At 59.7% G+C, this 17,170-nt stretch carries 14 protein-coding genes; 6 read left to right on the top strand and 8 right to left on the bottom strand.

Annotated elements, in window-relative coordinates:
• Positions 1-10 precede the first annotated feature (10 nt).
• The 7 genes from CKW09_RS10115 to CKW09_RS10145 all read right to left on the bottom strand — a co-directional run bounded on the left by CKW09_RS10115 (position 11) and on the right by CKW09_RS10145 (position 7,139).
• The gene (locus tag CKW09_RS10115) at positions 11-799 is read right to left on the bottom strand and encodes an ABC transporter ATP-binding protein (RefSeq protein WP_061799086.1); all 789 of its coding nucleotides are present in this window, start codon (positions 797-799) and stop codon (positions 11-13) included.
• Positions 793-1,791, bottom strand: a complete 999-nt coding sequence (locus tag CKW09_RS10120) for an ABC transporter permease (protein ID WP_095097039.1) — start codon at positions 1,789-1,791, stop codon at positions 793-795. Before CKW09_RS10120 ends, CKW09_RS10115 begins: the two co-directional genes overlap by 7 nt.
• Positions 1,772-2,821: an ABC transporter substrate-binding protein gene (locus tag CKW09_RS10125; protein ID WP_061799089.1), complete on the bottom strand. Its 1,050-nt coding sequence runs from the start codon at positions 2,819-2,821 to the stop codon at positions 1,772-1,774. The genes CKW09_RS10120 and CKW09_RS10125 overlap by 20 nt, the downstream gene beginning before the upstream one ends.
• Positions 2,818-3,792 carry an ABC transporter substrate-binding protein gene (locus CKW09_RS10130; protein ID WP_061799090.1) on the bottom strand — a complete coding sequence of 325 codons (975 nt, stop codon included), beginning with the start codon at positions 3,790-3,792 and terminating at the stop codon, positions 2,818-2,820. The genes CKW09_RS10125 and CKW09_RS10130 overlap by 4 nt, the downstream gene beginning before the upstream one ends.
• 13 nt (positions 3,793-3,805) lie before the next feature.
• A complete protein-coding gene (locus CKW09_RS10135) occupies positions 3,806-4,972 on the bottom strand; it encodes an acyl-CoA dehydrogenase family protein (RefSeq protein WP_095097042.1) in 1,167 nt (388 codons plus the stop codon).
• A gap of 23 nt (positions 4,973-4,995) precedes the next feature.
• A complete protein-coding gene (locus CKW09_RS10140) occupies positions 4,996-6,078 on the bottom strand; it encodes an LLM class flavin-dependent oxidoreductase (RefSeq protein WP_061799094.1) in 1,083 nt (360 codons plus the stop codon).
• Between the two features lie 143 nt (positions 6,079-6,221).
• Positions 6,222-7,139 (bottom strand): LysR family transcriptional regulator, encoded by a 918-nt coding sequence (locus CKW09_RS10145; RefSeq protein ID WP_095097046.1) that lies wholly within the window; start codon positions 7,137-7,139, stop codon positions 6,222-6,224.
• 110 nt (positions 7,140-7,249) lie between these two features.
• On the opposite strand from CKW09_RS10145, the gene CKW09_RS10150 reads away from it, so the two are divergent.
• The 6 genes from CKW09_RS10150 (at position 7,250) to CKW09_RS10175 (ending at position 16,427) form a co-directional block, all read left to right on the top strand.
• The gene (locus tag CKW09_RS10150; protein WP_095097049.1) at positions 7,250-7,849 is read left to right on the top strand and encodes a cysteine dioxygenase family protein; all 600 of its coding nucleotides are present in this window, start codon (positions 7,250-7,252) and stop codon (positions 7,847-7,849) included.
• A 2-nt stretch (positions 7,850-7,851) separates the two neighbouring features.
• Positions 7,852-9,432, top strand: a complete 1,581-nt coding sequence (locus CKW09_RS10155) for a rhodanese homology domain-containing protein (RefSeq protein WP_095097052.1) — start codon at positions 7,852-7,854, stop codon at positions 9,430-9,432.
• A gap of 45 nt (positions 9,433-9,477) precedes the next feature.
• Entirely contained in the window at positions 9,478-10,434 is a 957-nt protein-coding gene (locus CKW09_RS10160) for an ABC transporter substrate-binding protein (protein WP_197701096.1), read from the top strand.
• 328 nt (positions 10,435-10,762) lie between these two features.
• A complete protein-coding gene (locus CKW09_RS10165; RefSeq protein ID WP_061799104.1) occupies positions 10,763-11,869 on the top strand; it encodes an efflux RND transporter periplasmic adaptor subunit in 1,107 nt (368 codons plus the stop codon).
• The gene (locus CKW09_RS10170; protein WP_095097055.1) at positions 11,866-14,955 is read left to right on the top strand and encodes an efflux RND transporter permease subunit; all 3,090 of its coding nucleotides are present in this window, start codon (positions 11,866-11,868) and stop codon (positions 14,953-14,955) included. Before CKW09_RS10165 ends, CKW09_RS10170 begins: the two co-directional genes overlap by 4 nt.
• 257 nt (positions 14,956-15,212) lie before the next feature.
• Entirely contained in the window at positions 15,213-16,427 is a 1,215-nt protein-coding gene (locus tag CKW09_RS10175) for a Bcr/CflA family efflux MFS transporter (RefSeq protein ID WP_095100111.1), read from the top strand.
• A 191-nt stretch (positions 16,428-16,618) separates the two neighbouring features.
• Here CKW09_RS10175 and CKW09_RS10180 read toward each other — a convergent pair whose 3' ends face one another.
• Positions 16,619-16,930, bottom strand: a complete 312-nt coding sequence (locus CKW09_RS10180; RefSeq protein WP_095100114.1) for a hypothetical protein — start codon at positions 16,928-16,930, stop codon at positions 16,619-16,621.
• Positions 16,931-17,170: the final 240 nt, after the last annotated feature.

The raw sequence follows: 17,170 nt of genomic DNA on the forward strand, positions 1-17,170 counted from the left end.
GGCAGTAACGTTACCAATCGATCTCTTGGCCCAGGATTTTCAAAATGTCCTGCCGGTGTTTAATCAGCAGCGGGGCGTCCCGGTGGCGCGGGTAGGCGAGCGGCACGGCAAACTGCGCCAGAATTCGGCTCGGTCGCGGCGACAGCACGATCACCCGATCGCACAATAGCAGCGCTTCTTCGATGTCGTGGGTGACCAGCAGGCTGGTATAGCCCTGGCTTTGCCAGAGGTTAATCAATTCGCGCTGCATACCGATACGGGTCAGTGAATCCAGTTTTCCCAGCGGCTCATCGAGCAACAGCAGGCGCGGCTCGTTGAGCAGCGCGCGCGCCAGCGCGGCGCGCTGGGCCATCCCGCCGGACAGTTGCTTCGGGTAGGCGTTGGCGAACTCGTCGAGGCCGATACGGCTAATCAGGTCGTCTGCCTGCCGTTCCTGGCCGCTCAGCCCCTGCGCCTGCGGCCCGAGCAGCACGTTCTGCCGCACCGTCCGCCATGGGTAAAGCGTGGGATCCTGGAACACCAGAATGCGCTCGGGGCTGGGGGCGCCGAGTGGGCGGCCATCGGCAAGCAGCTGGCCGGTCTGCAACGGTTCCAGTCCGGCCAGCAGGCGTAGCAGCGTGGATTTCCCACAGCCGGAAGGGCCGAGCAGTGCGACGCTTTCACCGGGGGCAATGCTCAGGCTGATGTTATCCAGTACGGCGATTTCCCGTTTCCCCAGGGTGAAGCTGTGGCTGACGTTTCGCACGTCAATCGCCGTACCCGTGGCTTTTATCTGAGCCTGTGCGGCTTGCGCTACCATTTCATCACTCCTTTTTGCCAACCGAGCAGTCGATCGCGTATGAAAAACAGCAGGCTGATCAGCCCCGAGCACAGAAAGGCCATCACAATCAGCGCGGCGTACATATTGGGATAGGCAGCCCAGCCCTGCGCCCACTGCAGATAAAAACCGATGCCGGCTTTGACCCCAACCATTTCCGCGACGATCAGCACGGAGAAAGATGCCCCTAACCCCATGAACAGGCCGACAAACACGCTGGGCAGGGCGGCGGGGATCGCCACGTGGAAAATCAAAAAGCGCTGACTGGCGCCCAGGGTGCGCGCCACGTCGTAATAGGCCTTATCGATGTTGGCGACGCCCGACCAGGTGAGAACGGTAACGGGGAACCAGGTCGCCAGAGCGATCAGAAACACGCTGGCGCCAAAGCTGCTGGGAAAGATAAACAGGCACAGCGGCAGCAAGGCGGTTGAAGGCACCGGCCCGAGAATGCGAAGTATCGGATGCACCCAGTAGCCAATGCGCTGCGACCAGCCGATCGCCACGCCGCTGACAAAGCCGGCCAGGGTACCGATCGCTACCCCCAGCAACAATAACGATAGCGAGTGATACAGGCTGTTCAGCAGGCGCGGCCAGTCGGTGAGGTAAACCTCAATCAGCGCCTGCGGCGGGGCGAAGAACGGCACCGGCAGCACCCCGGTTTTCGCCGTGAGCAGCTGCCACAGGCTGAAAAACAGCGGCAGCGCGACCAGCCATTGTCCGGCGCGCTGCAAGCGCTGCCCGCGGCCGTTCCAGCGCCGATAGCTCAGCGCCAGGGCCAGCAACGCCACCCCCAGCGCCAGTTGCAGATAAGCCCAGGCCTGGCTGTATGGCCACTGGCGGTTGGCGTCGGGCCAATAGGTGGTGAAAAGCCCGGCCGCCAGCCACGCCGCGGCGGCAAGCAGGCCGGTGAGCCAGCATCGTTCGCCGGCGTTTTTTTCACCTTTTATGGTGCGATCAAGCAAATACGTTGGCATAGATGCTCTCCGCAAACTGATGGGCATCGGTACCGGGTTTAATCACCTGTACCCGCTGTAAATCGCTGACGTACTGGGTAAGCTCTTGGACGAAGGCTTCCCCAACGGCATGATGCCCATGGGCCTGGCCATGGATAATGCCGGCCACTTCTTCGACGTTGGTGTTTAACGCGTGGGCCATAAAGGCTTCGGCAACGCTCTCCGGGTGCTCTGCCGCATAGCTGTGGGCATCCAGCAGCGCCTGGGTTAACGCCGCCGCTACGGCTTTGTGTTGGCGGGCCAGCGACCCGCTGACGCCAACCACGCAGCAACTGAGGTTGGCGTATTCCCCGGTCATATTGCTTGCCAGCAGTTGGTATTTGCCGGTCTCCAATAAGCGGTAGCTAAAGGGCTCGCTGCCGCTGATGGCGGCAATTTCCTGTTTATCCAACGCGACGCTCAATAAATCGGCGGGATAAACCTTCCATTGCACGTCGGCGATCGGGTCTACGCCGTGGCGTTTGAGCAGAATGGCAAAAAAGTTCTTGTCCGGGCCGGCCATATCGGTCACGCCGATGGTTTGGCCTTTCAGCTTGTCCAGGCTGGTAAAGGGCGCATTTTTGGCGGTCAGCAGATTCAGGCAGCCGCCGTGGGTGCCGGCGGTGAGCTTTACGTCAAAGCCTTGCTCCAGCGCCTTCAGCCAGCGCAGGGCCATACCGATGCCCGCATCGGCTTTACCGGTGGCGATCGCTTCCAACAGCAGATCGGTCGAGTTGCCGAAGTTGACAAATTCTACGTCCAAATTGTACTTGCTGAAGAAGCGCTGCCGCTCCGCCACGGTGACGGGGGCAATGCATACCGCGCTCTGGTTGATGGCGAGTTTCAACTTGTAAGGTTCGGGCAGGCGCAGTGCGTGGTCGCTACCCTGATGCCGGGTTGCCATATCATGGGCGAACAGCTGCGACGAGATGCCGGCCAACGCCGGGGCCGCCAGCAGGCTGCCGGCCAGCCGGAGGAATCTGCGGCGCGAATGATGAGCAATGGGGTTCATGGTCGACCTTCCTGTTGTGTCTGCGCCAACGGCGGCACGCTAAAGCCATTATCAAAGGTATGGGTAACGTCGAGTGGTTGCCGGATCAGACCGTTGGCCTGATAAAAATCGGCCGTGGCCTGCTGTTGGCGTACGGTCGTCTCATCGATTTGCTGCCAGCGCAGTTGGCGGCTGGCGAACTGTTCGCGCGCGATATCGGGCGGGAATTTAATGATTTTCCCCAGGGTGTTCCCGTAGCTGTCGAGATTGGCATAGGCCCAGCGCTCCGCCGTTGCCAGGCGGTTCAGGTAATCCTGCAGCGCCTGGCGTTTCGCGCTATCGGCGAGCGTTGCATCAGTGGCCGCCAGGAAGGTATTTCCCGGCAGCAGGCCGGTGCCGCTGACCAGCACATGGCCTTGCCCGGTTTTAACCAGTTGGGTGGTATAAGGTTCCCAGGCGGCCCAGGCGTCGACCGAGCCGCTAAGCAGCGCGACCTTGGCGTCCACTGGCCCCAAAAAGACCCACTGTACGTCCGCCGCGCTCAGGCCGGCTTGCTGCAGCGCCTTCAACGCCACAAAGTGGCCGATAGAACCTTTGCCGGTGGCGATGCGTTTACCTTGCAGATCCTGGCCGCTTTTCAGCGGCGAGTGTTCGCCCACCAGCACCGCGGTGCCTGCCGGGTTGCTTTTGTCCACCGCGACCGCTTTAACCGGCGCGCCCTGCGCAAGGGCAAACAATAATGGGGCATCGCCGATAATGCCGACATCAACCGCGCCGGCGTTCAATGCTTCGGCAAGCGGTGCGGCGGCGGGGAACTCGGCCCATTTGATGTCGTAAGGCAGGTTGGCGAGTTCGTTGGCCGCTTCCATTTGTGAACGCATACCGCCTTTTTGATCGGCGATATGCAGGGTGATGCGTGCGTCGGCGAACGACGGCTGGCCTGCCAGGCCGAACAGCAATAGGGCGCCCAGGGTGTGTTTAATATGCAACATGTTGATTATCGTCCTATGGTTTTAACGCAGCCTTGCCGGCGTTGATCCATGCGCTGTCGTTTTGTGGGGTATGTATCCGGCCGCAGAGTACGTTACGGTAGTGGCGCTCCAGCGGGTTGTGGCGGCTCAGGCCGTGGTTGCCGCTCTGGGTTAGCGCCTTTTCCACTGCCGCTATCGCGTTTTCGGTGATGGTCACTTTTGCCAGGTTGGCTTGTTCAGTGCTGAATGCCCGCGCCGCCGCCTGGCGCAGCAGACTTTGATTGACCAGCAGCAAGCCATCGATTTGCCCAAGGTTTTCCTGCACGCGGGCCAGGCTGGCTAACGGGGCGCCCAGACTGGCCGGCACCCGTTGCTGCAGCCAGGCGATCAGCCAGCGGCGCGCCGCCCGCGCGACGCCGTCATAGATGGCCGGCAGCAGGGCGGCATGCGCATTGGCGGCGGCCTGGATCTGCGCCGTATCCGGCGCCGGCGGCCGATCGGCCGGATAAATCTCCACCGCATGGGGCAGCGGTACCAGCACATCGCGCAGTATCACCTCATGGCTGCCGGTGGCGCGCATGCCCAGATGATCCCAACTGCGTTTAATGGTGATGCCCGGGCTATCGCGCGGAACCAGCCAGGTGCCCACCTGCGGGTCGGCATCATCGCTGCGAGCCCAGATTGCCAGCCAGCTCAGCCCTTCGATTCCGGTGGTATAGAGCTTATGGCCGTTGAGCCGCCAGCCGGCGGACGTGCGAGCCGCCACGGTGTGGGGCAAGCCGCCGCGCGCAGGGGAACCCAGTTCCGGCTCTACCCGCAGGCTGTTGATTAAGGCCCCGTTCTGCACCGCGCCGTGGCTGACTGCGCCGCGCAGCGATTCTGGCCAACTGGGGTTGGAAGCCAGGCGCAGGTGGTGCAGGTACTGCATGCAGACGATCAGCGCCGTTGAGGGTTCGCCCTGCGCGATGGCGCCGACAACCTGCTGCAAAGTGAACAGGTTGGCTTCGGCGCCGCCATAACGCTGCTCGCAGGCCAGACCCAGCAGCCCATATTCATGCAGCAAGGCCAGATTGGCGTGCGGGAATGCGCCGCTGCGATCCAGCGCCGCAGCCTGCTGCGCCAGTTGCTCGGTGATCTGCTCAAGCGGCGGCTGCATGTGCCGTCGCCGCGCAAGCTGGCGGGTAGACTGGACAGAATTCATACCGGCGTCTCTTCCGTTACCCATCAGGCGCTTTGCTTGGCGCCGCGCTGGGCGATTTTGGCGCGGGCGATCGGCAACAGTTCTTTACCGTATTCCTGAGCGTCGTTGAGGGGATCAAAGCCGCGGATCAGGAAGTTGCGCACGCCCAGATCGTAATAATCAAGCAGGGCATCGGCCACTTGCTCCGGCGTACCCACCAGCGCAGTGGAGTTGTGCCCGCCGCCGACCAACCTGGCGATGCCGGTCCACAGACGTTTATCCACCACATCGCCTTGCGCCACGGTTTGCAGCAGACGCTGAGCGCCCACGCTGTTGGGCTTGTTCTTATGGCCCGCGCCGGTTTGCGCGGCATGTTCAGTGGCGACATGCAGGATCTCTTTGGCTTTTTCCCAAGCCTGCGTTTCGGTGGCGGCGATAATCGGTCGGAATGACACGCTAAAGTCGATTTGGCGCTGGTGTTTGGCCGCTTCGGCCCGCACGCGCTGGATGGTTTCCCGGGTTTGCGCCAGCGATTCGCCCCACAGGGCAAACACATTGGCATGCTTGCCGGCCACGGCGATCGCCGCGTCGGATGAGCCGCCGAAGAAAATCGGGATATGGGGCTGTTGCAGCGGTTTTATTGCCGAAAAAGCCTGTTCGACCCGATAGAAGTCATTATGGGCGTCGAACGGCCGTTCCTGGGTCCAGACCTGGCGCACGATCTCCAAAAATGCCTCGGTGCGGGCATAGCGCCGATCGTGGTCGAGATAGTCGCCGTCGCGGCGCTGTTCTGCGTCGTTCCCGCCGCTAATGATATGCACCGCCAGGCGTCCGCCCAACAGGTGTTCCAGGGTGGCGAATTTACGCGCCGCCAAGGTCGGCGAGACGAAGCCCGGCCGGTGCGCCAGCAAGAAGTTGATTTTTTGCGTGGATAGCCCGGCCAGCGCCGTGACTAAAAAGCCGTCGGGCTGATCGGACCAATGCCCGACCAGCAGGCGATCAAAACCGGCGGCCTCGTGGGTTTGCGCAAAACGCACAATGTAATCGCGGTCAAATATTGGGCCAGCCGGAGGGATGATTTCCGAAGACAGACGGTGACCGATCATGCCTAAAAATTGGACGCTCATTAGAACTCCTTGTCAGGGATCGTGATAGGGTCTGGCTGCCGGCCATAATGTCTGGCAATAAGCAGCATGGTGTTTATACCCTATACGCGATGTTCTAATGATTTAAATGCATTTTTATCATATCTTAATATGCATAAAGTTAATTATAAGGTTAACTCCTTATCATTCATGGAATTAAATGCTAAGCTCCGAACGATCTTTTCGGCAAAAAAGGTGGTGGGCCTTTGCAGGTTGCCCAGCCCCGGGCTGCTGACCTGCCACAGTTGAACTTTTGGCCGGAAATCGCTCAGCTCAACAATCGCGATGTCGCCTCGATGCGGGCTGTGCGCCAGCGCTGCCTTCGGCACCAACCCGAGCCCGAGCCCCTGGGCCACCAGGCCGATTTGCAACTGGGTGCCGGTGGTCTCCACATTGATTTTCAGCCCTAACCCTTGCGCCTGCAGATCGCGGTCTAACCCGGCGCGCAGGCCGCAGCCATCAGGGTTTAACACCCAGCCATAATGGGCGCAACCGCTGAGCCGGGCGGCGGGGATGCGAAGACTTTTGCCGGCGATCACGACAACCTCTAACGGGCATAGTGCCTTCGTCACCAGGTGGTCATCGAAGATTTGCTGCGCCGGCCCCATGGCGAGCAGGCTGTCCAGCTCAACGTTTTCCAGGCGTTTTATCAGCTGCCCGCCCCAACCGCAGGTCACCTGCGGGCGCAACTGCGGGTAATGCTCGCCCAGGGCAATGAGCGCCGGGAGCAGGGCTATCTCACTCAGGCTTTGCGGGATCCCCAGGCGCAGCGGGCCGCTGGGTTCCGCATCCTGATTAAGCAAACTTTCCAGCCGCTTGGTTTCGCGCTTGATCGTCAGGCACTGTTCATAGACGCGGTGACCGATGGCCGTCAGCTTCAGTGGTTTGGTTTGGCGATCCAGCAACGTGGCGCCCAGGCTCTGTTCAAAGCTTTGCAGGCGGCGGGTCATGGCGGATTGGCTAATGCCAAGGTATTCCGCGGCCTGGTTAAGCGAAGCGAATTGCACCACCGCCAGCAGTGCGTCAATATCATCTGTACGCATGGAAATTCTCTTTATGTGTATTTTGCATTTTAGTTTATTACAAAAATGCATTTAAATAATAAAAAGTTCTTTGTTAGCGTGATAAGCAGTCCTTCAGACAGGAATGCCTCATGACAACGCCCTTACGCTTAGACCGTTTACGCCAGTTCATCGCGCGGCTGGCCCAATTGCACCAACAGCCGCTGGGCGACGCGGCGCGGCTCGATAACGCGGCGCAATGGCTTGCCGAATTGGTCGGCAAGGATGACTGGCTGGCAGAAGAGTACTCCCGCCCACACCCTGAACATTACCAGCAGTACCTGCTGCACGTTGATTCCGCCCAGCGTTTTTCCATCGTCAGCTTCGTTTGGGGGCCGGGGCAGGTCACGCCGATCCATGATCACCGGGTGTGGGGGCTGATTGGCATGCTGCGCGGGGCTGAAATCAACCAGCGTTACCTGCTTGACGGCCAGGGCGTGCCCCAGCCTGAAGGCGGCGCCGAGCGGTTAACCGCCGGGCAGGTGGCGAAACTGTCCGAACAGGACGGCGACATTCACCAGGTCCGCAATGCGTTTAACGATCGCGTGTCAATCAGCATTCATGTGTATGGCGGCAATATCGGCGCCGTTAAGCGCGCCGTGTATGGCGAAAGTGGCGCGGTGAAGCCCTTTATCTCCGGTTATTCCAATACTCAACTGCCTAATATTTGGGACCTTTCTAAGGAAGTGTAATTATGCCTGCCTTTGTTTACCGTAATTTTTCCACCCTGCGCGCCGCGTTGTTGGCCCGCCGGGAATTGGCGCTGATCGATGTGCGTGAAGAAGCCGAATTTGCTGAAAGCCACCCGCTGTTCGCCGTGAACATCCCGCTGAGCAAGCTGGAGCTGGAAGTCTACCGGCGCATTCCGCGCCGCAGTACCCCGATTACCGTCTATGACAACGGCGATGGGCGGGCTGAACGGGCGGCCAGGCGGCTACGGCAGTTCGGTTATGGGGATGTCGCCCTGCTGACTGGCGGCCTGGCGGGGTGGCAAGCCGCTGGTGGCGAGCTTTTCCAGGACGTAAATACGCCGAGCAAGGCCTTCGGCGAATGGGTGGAAAGCCGCAGGCATACGCCATCGCTGACTGCGCAGCAGGTTAAGGCCCTGATCGATCGGCATGCCGATGTGGTGATCGTCGATGCGCGCCGTTTTGATGAATACCAAACCATGAGTATCCCCACCAGCACCAGCGTGCCGGGGGCGGAGCTGGTGCTGCGGATCAATGCGCTGGCGCCGGATCCTGATACGCAGGTGATAGTTAACTGCGCCGGCCGTACACGCAGCATTATCGGCGCCCAGTCGTTGATCAACGCCGGCATCAGCAACCCGGTGGCGGCGCTGCGCAACGGGACAATCGGCTGGGGGCTGGCGGGGTTTGCGCTGGAAAGTCAGCGGCAGCGGCGTTACACCGAGAAGGTGGACAACCTGGCGCTGGCGCAGCAGCGGGCGCGGCGAGTGGCGGACGCGGCCGGCGTACGGCGCATTGACCGCGAGACGCTTGGGCTGTGGCAGCAGGATGCGGCGCGCACCACCTATCTGTTTGACGTGCGCAGCCCCGAGGAGTACCGCGCCGGGCATTTGTCGGGCAGTTACGGTGCGCCCGGCGGGCAGCTGGTGCAGGAAACGGATCACTATGCCAGCGTGCGCGGCGCCCGCGTGGTGCTGGTGGATGACGACGGCGTGCGTGCCAATATGAGCGCTTCCTGGCTGGCGCAAATGGGCTGGGATGCGGCGGTACTCGATGGGCTGGAGGGCGCCGACTTTAGCGAGCGGGGCGATCCGGCGGCGCAGCTGCCGCCGCCGCCGCCGGCGGATGAGATAGCCCCGGCGCGGTTGGCCGCACTGTTGGGCCAGGAAGGCACGGTGCTGCTGGATTTCACCACCAGCGCCAACTATGTGGCGCGCCATATTCCCGGCGCGCATTGGGTCCTTCGTTCACAGTTGCCGTTGGCGCTGGAAAACCTGCCGCCGGCGAAACGCTATGTGCTGACCTGCGGCAGCAGCCAGCTGGCGCGCTACGCGGTACCGGAAGTGGTGGCGCTGAGCGGCAAGCCGGTGCAGCTGCTTGCCGGCGGCACCCAGGCGTGGATAGCCGAAAATCGGCCGTTGGAAAAGGGCGAAGGGCGGTTAGCCGCGCCGCGCATTGACCGTTATCGCCGCCCGTACGAAGGCACGGACAATCCGCGTGAAGCGATGCAAGCGTATCTGGACTGGGAGTTCGGGCTGGTGGAACAGCTTGAGCGCGATGCAACCCATGGCTTTACCGTGCTTTGAATCATCCGACAATACGCATGACCATCACCGGCAAAGAGGGAAAGTATGGCGCATTTTTCGGTATTACTGAGGGGCGTGGGGCTGAGCGCCTTGTTATTAACCGCATCGCTGGCACAGGGGGCAATCGGCGATGCCAAACTGGTTCTGGGCGATCAGGCCCGTGGGCTGCGTAGCCTGGTAGAAGCCGCCGGCGTGATGAAGGATGCGCCCTATCAGTATCAATGGGCCAATTTCCAGGGGGCGGCGCCGTTGTTTGAAGCGCAGCGCGCAGCAGCCGTAGATACGGCCTATGCCGGGGATTTGCCGGTATTAATGGCGGCGGCGGGCGGGGTGGATTTTAAGCTGATTCAGACCAACGTCGGCTATGGCCAGTCTAACGGGATTATTGTGCCGAAGGATTCGCCGTTGCGCAGCGTTCAGCAGCTGAAAGGGCAAACGGTGGTGGTTTCCTCGGCGCGTGGCAGCATCTCGCAAAACCTGCTGTACGCGGCGCTGCAGGAGGCTGGGCTGAAGCGGGAGGATGTGAAGATTCAATTCGTCATGCCCACCGATGCCAGCGCAGCGTTCAGCACTGGCAAGGTGGCGGCCTGGGCGGTTTTTGATCCCTATTTGGGCGTTGCGGAGCAAAGCGGCGCGCGCCTGCTGCGCGATGGTCGGGGATTGACCCCGTCGCTCGGTTTCTTAACCGCCACTACGCCCTCGTTGACCGATCCGGACAAGCGAGCGGCCATCAAAGACTTTGCCGAACGCGTCGCCAGGGCGCGGCAGTGGGCGATCGATCATCCGCAGGAATACGCCAGGGTTTACGCACAACTGACGCGTTTGCCGCCGGAAACCGCCCGGCACATTGCGGATCGGACGTCAAAGGGCGCGCATAGCGTCAATCAGCAGGACATTAATGTGTTGCAGCCAGTGGCCGATTTGTTTTATCGGTTAAAAATACTGCCACATCAGGTGAATGTTAATAACTTGATCGATAAGGAGTTCACTCTGGCGAAGTGAATAATGCGTCATTTTTTGCTGTCCTGTTAATACCCTGGGTTATTTCTCGCGAATCATGCCGATATCCTTGGCTCAGTTTAGTGAGGTGACTTAATTTAAGGATGGTTACTCATTGTCAACCAGGGGCATTGGGCTAAGCATGGAAAAATGACCAGGCAGGAAAATGTATATCCCACACGAGGTGATGGGGCCACAGTATCCGCGATCAGGTCGTGGCAGCCGCGGCCGAGCATTTATTGAGAAGTCTGTCATCCCGAGTGACCATTGACATTAATGGTCACTGATCTGAGAATGCGGTTACTGTCCTGTCAAATCAAGAAGGGAACCCATGCTCAGGCTCAAACCTGTCACCTTTGCCGTATGCCTGTTGCCGCTTGCCCTCATGGGCTGCGGCGAGCCTTCCGGCACCGACGATCCTCGCACTCAGCCGCCTCTGGTCAGGGCGGCAACCGTAGCAAGTGCCGTCGATGCCTCCCGCGCATTTACCGGCGTCGTTGTCGCCCGGGTGCAAAGCGACCTCGGTTTCAGAGTACCAGGCAAGATCCTTGAACGTCTGGTCGATACCGGGCAGACCGTTAAACGTGGTCAGCCGTTAATGCGCCTGGATCCCGTTGACCTGCGCCTGCAGGCGCAGGCTCAGCAACAGGCCGTCGCGGCCGCACGGGCTCGCGCCAGACAGAGCGCTGATGATGAGGCGCGTTATCGCGGCCTGGTCGCGACAGGCGCGGTGTCGGCATCGGCCTACGATCAGATAAAAGCCGCCGCCGATACGGCCAAAGCAGAACTCAGCGCTGCCCAGGCGCAGGCGAATGTGGCGCAAAATGCGACGGGCTATGCCGTGCTGTTGGCCGATGCCGACGGCGTGGTCATGGATACGCTGGCCGAACCCGGGCAGGTTGTCAGTGCCGGGCAAGCGGTGGTCAGGTTGGCCAGAGCCGGTCAACGCGAGGCCATCGTACAGTTGCCCGAAACGCTGCGGCCAGCTCCAGGAAGCGAGGCGCAGGCAACGCTCTACGGTACCGGAAAACGGTCATCTCCCGCGAAACTGCGCCTGCTCTCCGATGCCGCCGACCCGGTAACACGCACCTTCGAGGCGAGATATGTGCTTGAGGGGGCGCTGGCAGGCGCACCGCTCGGCTCCACCGTTACGCTCCATATTGCAGAAGATAAGGCGGCCCACCAGGTGATGCAGGTACCTTTGGCTGCAATTTATGATCCGGGAAAGGGGCCGGGCGTCTGGAGCATTTCAGCTAAACCCGCCAAAGTGTCATGGCGTTCCGTTCAGGTGCTGGGGGTGGGTGACGATGCTGCAAGGGTAACCGGTAGCCTCAAACCCGGTGAACAGGTGGTTGCCCTGGGGGCGCATTTGCTGCACGACGGTGAGGCCGTCCGTACCGAACAGCGCGACGTCGGCGTCGCCGGGAGCCAGCCATGAGCGAGGGGAGATTCAATCTTTCAGCGCTCGCCGTGCGTGAGCGCTCAATCACACTGTTTCTTATTATCCTGATTACCGTGGCCGGGATTCTTTCGTTCTTCGAGCTGGGGCGGGCTGAAGATCCCCCCTTTACGGTCAAGCAGCTGACCATTATTTCCGCCTGGCCGGGGGCCACTGCGCAGGAAATGCAGGATCAGGTGGCCGAACCGCTTGAAAAGCGCATGCAGGAACTCAAGTGGTATGACCGCAGTGAAACTTACACCCGCCCCGGCCTGGCTTTTACCATGCTGTCACTGCAGGACAGTACGCCGCCTTCGCAGGTGCAGGAAGAATTCTATCAGGCGCGTAAGAAGCTCGGCGATGAGGCCGAAAACCTGCCGGCGGGCGTTATCGGGCCGATGGTCAATGACGAATTCGCCGATGTGACCTTTGCGCTCTTTGCGCTGAAGGCGAAAGGGGAGCCGCAGCGACGGCTGGTGCGCGATGCGGAATCGTTGCGCCAGCGCCTTTTGCATGTCCCCGGGGTCAAGAAGGTCAATATCATCGGGGAGCAGGCCGAACGCATCTTTGTTTCGTTCTCGCATGACCGGCTGGCCACGCTGGGCATTTCTCCTCAGGATATTTTCGCCGCCCTCAACAGCCAGAACGTATTGACGCCCGCCGGCTCGATCGACACCAAAGGGCCGCAGGTGTTTATTCGCCTTGATGGCGCCTTCGACAAACTGGAAAAGATCCGCGAAACGCCCATCGTCGCACAGGGCCGAACCCTGCAGCTTTCCGACGTGGCAACCGTTGAGCGCGGCTATGAAGATCCTGCGACCTTCCTGGTCCGCAACCAAGATGAACCGGCGCTGCTGCTGGGGATCGTGATGCGTGAGGGCTGGAACGGCCTGGATTTGGGCAAGGCGCTGGATGAGGAAACGGCCAAAATCAACGAAGGCATGCCGCTCGGCATGACATTGACGAAGGTGACCGATCAGTCCGTCAACATCAGCTCAGCCGTTGACGAGTTCATGATCAAATTCTTTGTCGCGCTGCTGGTGGTCATGGCGGTGTGCTTCGTCAGTATGGGATGGCGCGTGGGCGTGGTGGTTGCCGCTGCCGTACCCTTGACGTTGGCTATCGTCTTTGTGGTGATGGAGGCTTCCGGCAAGAACTTCGACCGTATTACGCTGGGTTCATTGATCCTGGCGCTCGGTTTGCTGGTCGATGATGCCATCATCGCCATCGAGATGATGGTGGTGAAAATGGAAGAGGGCTACGACCGCATCAAAGCCTCTGCCTATGCCTGGAGCCACACGGCGGCGCCGATGCTGGCCGGCACGCTGGTCACCGCCGTCGGTTTCATGCCCAACGGCTTTGCGCAGTCCACCGCCGGTGAGTACACCAGCAACATGTTCTGGATTGTCGGTATCGCCCTGATTGCCTCGTGGGTCGTGGCGGTGGTGTTTACGCCTTATCTGGGCGTGAAAATGCTGCCGAAAATCAAAACGGTGGCGGGCGGGCATGCGGCCATTTACGACACCCGCCATTACAACCGCTTCCGCCGGATACTGACCCGGGTTATCGCGCGAAAATGGATAGTGGCCGGCACCGTTGTTGCCGTGTTTACCGTTGCTATTCTCGGCATGGGAGTGGTGAAAAAACAGTTTTTCCCGACATCCGATCGCCCGGAGGTGCTGGTTGAAGTGCAGATGCCTTACGGCACCTCGATTGAGGAGACCAGTGCCACCACGGCGAAAATTGAAGCCTGGCTGAAAAAGCAGAAAGAGGCAAAAATCGTCACGTCCTACATCGGGCAGGGGTCGCCGCGTTTTTATCTGGCCATGGCGCCCGAGCTGCCCGACCCGTCGTTCGCAAAAATTGTCGTGCTGACGGCCAGCCAGGATGCGCGCGAGGCGCTTAAGTTCCGGCTACGCGAAGCGGCGGCCGGCGGCCTGGCACCTGAGGCGCGCGTGCGCGTGACCCAGCTGGTGTTTGGTCCGTATTCACCTTATCCGGTGGCCTGGCGCGTTATGGGGCCGGATCCGACTAAACTGCGCGAAATTGCCGACAAAGTAGAAAAGGTGATGCAGGCCAGCCCGATGATGAGAACCGTCAACACCGACTGGGGGCCGCGGGTGCCGACGCTGCATTTCACGCTCAATCAGGACCGCCTGCAGGCGGTGGGGTTGACATCGAACGCGGTCGCGCAGCAGCTGCAGTTCCTGCTTTCAGGCGTGCCGATCACCTCTGTGCGCGAAGACATTCGTTCGGTGCAGGTGATGGGGCGTGCGGCGGGGGATATCCGGCTCGATCCGGCAAAAATAGCGGGCTTTACCCTGGTGGGGGCTTCCGGCCAGCGCATTCCGCTCTCACAGATAGGGGAGGTTGAGGTGCAAATGGAAGAGCCTGTGCTGCGACGACGCGATCGTACCCCGACCATTACCGTCAGGGGCGATATCGCCGAAAATCTGCAGCCGCCGGATGTCTCCACGGCCATTATGAAACAGTTGCAGCCGGTCATCGATAAGCTGCCGGCCGGATACCGCATTGAACAGGCGGGTTCTATTGAAGAATCCGGCAAAGCCACCAAAGCGATGGCGCCGCTGTTCCCTATCATGATCGCCATGACGCTGTTGATTATCATCCTGCAGGTGCGATCGATGTCGGCGATGGTGATGGTATTCCTCACCGCGCCGCTGGGGCTGATTGGGGTGGTGCCAACGCTACTGCTCTTCAACCAGCCGTTTGGCATCAATGCGCTGGTAGGCTTAATCGCGCTGTCGGGTATTCTGATGCGTAACACCCTGATCCTGATAGGTCAGATCCATCACAACGAACGGGAAGGGCTGGCGCCATTCCATGCGGTGGTGGAGGCGACGGTGCAGCGAGCCCGGCCGGTGTTGCTGACGGCGATGGCGGCCATTCTGGCGTTTATCCCGCTGACGCACTCGGTGTTCTGGGGAACGCTGGCCTATACCCTGATTGGCGGGACCTTTGGCGGCACCATCATCACGCTGGTCTTCCTGCCGGCCATGTATGCCATCTGGTTCAGGATAGGTCCTGACGATCGCAAGCGTACGGAAACGCAGGCGGCGGTGTGACGATCGCCTGAAGCGGAGGGGCGCCGGATCCGATCCCGGCGTCCCTGAAGACGGCGTTATCAGTCCCCTGGGATGTGGTGCAGAGACCGTCTGCGCAGGTTTCTTGAAGGCCGTTCGGGCATAAGAAACCTTTCTTCAGTGAGCGGAGCAGGAGCAGGGATTGACGGGTGCCAACACTTTCAGAAGGCCCCGAGGTGGGGTATGACTCAGACAAAAAAAACATTGCCATGTCCAGCAACATACTGCGAGCGTTTATTATGAATCCAGGAAGTTCTCCTACCGCAATCGTGCCTGAAGCCGCGTTGCCCGGGCGGCTAACAGGAAAAATTATCTTGTTGCTGGCGGGGCTTTCGGCCATCAGCATACTGTCCACGAATATTATCCTTCCTGCGTTTCCGGATATCGGCGCGCAGTTGGGGATATCAGCACGCGAGCTTGGCCTTACGCTTTCCAGCTTTTTCATCACTTATGCGCTGGCACAACTCGTGGTCGGCCCGCTGGCGGACCGTTACGGACGGAAAAAACTTATATTGGGGGGGCTATCGGTATTCATCGTCGGGACGGTCGTGGGGGGGCTTGCCGGCTCACTTGAAACGCTTATTGTCGGACGCGTCATTCAGGCGTTGGGCGTATGTGCCGCTGCAGTTCTGGCTCGTGCCATTGCACGTGATTTGTTCGAAGGTGAAACATTGGCGCGTGCACTATCCCTGACCATGATAGCCACTGCGGCCGCACCCGGTTTCTCGCCGTTGGCGGGCAGCGTGTTGGCGATAACTTTGGGTTGGAGGGCAATCTTCATCCTGGTGGGCCTTGCCGCTTTCGCTGTCGCCGTATTCTATGCCAATACATTGGGAGAAACGCATCCTGTCGAAAGGCGCACTCCATTTTCAATTTCGGGCGTTATTGCTGCATATGGCAAACTGGCTGTTGACGGGAAATTTATCCTTCCGGCTCTGTCGATGAGCCTGTTGATGAGCGGATTGTTTGCGTCATTCGGCGCCGCCCCCGCCATCCTGATGAACGGGATGGGGTTGTCATCATTGCAAGCCGGGTTGTACTTTGCCGCCACCGTATTCGTGGTCTTTGCCGCGGGTATGGCGGCACCGCGGCTGGCGCACCGTTATGGCCCGCAACTCATTGCTTCGGGAGGCATTCTTACGGCATTGCTCGGCGGTAGCCTGTTGTTGATCGGGCCAGAAGATCCCGGCTTGGGTTGGTATACCCTGTCGATGGTTATGTTTCTCTGGGGCATGGGGTTAGCCAATCCGTTGGGAACGGCAATCACCATGGGCCCCTTTGGGAAACAGGCCGGGCTGGCATCCGCGTTGCTGGGATTTCTTACTATGGGGGCAGCTGCAGTCACAACCTGGTTGGGCTCGGTGTTGGTTTTCCCCGCGGCTATCTCATTGGGGGGCATACAGGCAGCAGCCTGTCTAATATCGTTGTTACTGTTCCTGTTACGAAGAAAGTAACGGCATTCTCTTCATGAAAACTTTTCGATGAAAAGGTAATGCACCAGGGTCCATGAGGATGTCCGCTTCCGCTCATTCCGGACTGTGCTTCTGTATCGGGCTTTTTGTGCCAGAAGCGGACCCTGGCCTTTTGAAACAATACGGATGTTATGGCAAATCCGAGTAACCGACAGGTTACCCTGGAAATGAGGTTAAAGCGGTGAAGTGGCATTCACAACATGCTGGAACACATAGGGATCGGAAAGTAGCTCAAATGCTTCGTCGTCAGGGTAAGTCACCGCCACATGATAGTTTTCTCCGGCAAATGCCTTTACCGACTGAAGATCCTGCCAATAGGTTGCCAGAAAGAAGTGTTCCAAGGCACCTTGAGTTTCCCTGCGCACGAATGCGCCTTTATTCCCCTGTATGCTCCTTGCATGCTCCACACCTGTCCTTTCAAGGTGTTTCGCAAAACCTTCCGCATGTTTAAGCGGAACGCATCCATGCCAAGTCCTTACAATCATTGGATTATCCTCTTTTAGTGGCAAAAAATTCACCATAGCACAGTAAGGTGCCTTATTGTCAGCTTTCCGAAAAACATGCCCTAAAGGTTCGAGATATAATTATTGTGACAGGATATCCTTACAGCATAACTCGGCGGTAGCCTGTTGCTATGCCGAACGGTGGATTCATACTCTTTGATGATTTGTTTTAGACAATAAATTTCATAGAGATTATTGCCTTTCGTCAAATATCTGTGATCG

Origin of the sequence: Serratia ficaria (genome assembly GCF_900187015.1) — a bacterium.
GTDB classification, from domain to species: Bacteria; Pseudomonadota; Gammaproteobacteria; order Enterobacterales; family Enterobacteriaceae; genus Serratia; species Serratia ficaria.

What these genes read in the sequence shown, in the direction of transcription:
- CKW09_RS10155 (WP_095097052.1), top strand. Translation starts at nt 7,852, where the DNA reads ATGCCTGCCTTTGTTTACCGTAATTTTTCCACCCTGCGCGCCGCGTTG.
- CKW09_RS10175 (WP_095100111.1), top strand. Translation starts at nt 15,213, where the DNA reads ATGAATCCAGGAAGTTCTCCTACCGCAATCGTGCCTGAAGCCGCGTTG.
- CKW09_RS10125 (WP_061799089.1), bottom strand. Translation starts at nt 2,821, where the DNA reads ATGAACCCCATTGCTCATCATTCGCGCCGCAGATTCCTCCGGCTGGCC.
- CKW09_RS10150 (WP_095097049.1), top strand. Translation starts at nt 7,250, where the DNA reads ATGACAACGCCCTTACGCTTAGACCGTTTACGCCAGTTCATCGCGCGG.
- CKW09_RS10120 (WP_095097039.1), bottom strand. Translation starts at nt 1,791, where the DNA reads ATGCCAACGTATTTGCTTGATCGCACCATAAAAGGTGAAAAAAACGCC.
- CKW09_RS10160 (WP_197701096.1), top strand. Translation starts at nt 9,478, where the DNA reads ATGGCGCATTTTTCGGTATTACTGAGGGGCGTGGGGCTGAGCGCCTTG.
- CKW09_RS10130 (WP_061799090.1), bottom strand. Translation starts at nt 3,792, where the DNA reads ATGTTGCATATTAAACACACCCTGGGCGCCCTATTGCTGTTCGGCCTG.
- CKW09_RS10115 (WP_061799086.1), bottom strand. Translation starts at nt 799, where the DNA reads ATGGTAGCGCAAGCCGCACAGGCTCAGATAAAAGCCACGGGTACGGCG.
- CKW09_RS10140 (WP_061799094.1), bottom strand. Translation starts at nt 6,078, where the DNA reads ATGAGCGTCCAATTTTTAGGCATGATCGGTCACCGTCTGTCTTCGGAA.
- CKW09_RS10135 (WP_095097042.1), bottom strand. Translation starts at nt 4,972, where the DNA reads ATGAATTCTGTCCAGTCTACCCGCCAGCTTGCGCGGCGACGGCACATG.
- CKW09_RS10165 (WP_061799104.1), top strand. Translation starts at nt 10,763, where the DNA reads ATGCTCAGGCTCAAACCTGTCACCTTTGCCGTATGCCTGTTGCCGCTT.
- CKW09_RS10170 (WP_095097055.1), top strand. Translation starts at nt 11,866, where the DNA reads ATGAGCGAGGGGAGATTCAATCTTTCAGCGCTCGCCGTGCGTGAGCGC.
- CKW09_RS10180 (WP_095100114.1), bottom strand. Translation starts at nt 16,930, where the DNA reads ATGATTGTAAGGACTTGGCATGGATGCGTTCCGCTTAAACATGCGGAA.
- CKW09_RS10145 (WP_095097046.1), bottom strand. Translation starts at nt 7,139, where the DNA reads ATGCGTACAGATGATATTGACGCACTGCTGGCGGTGGTGCAATTCGCT.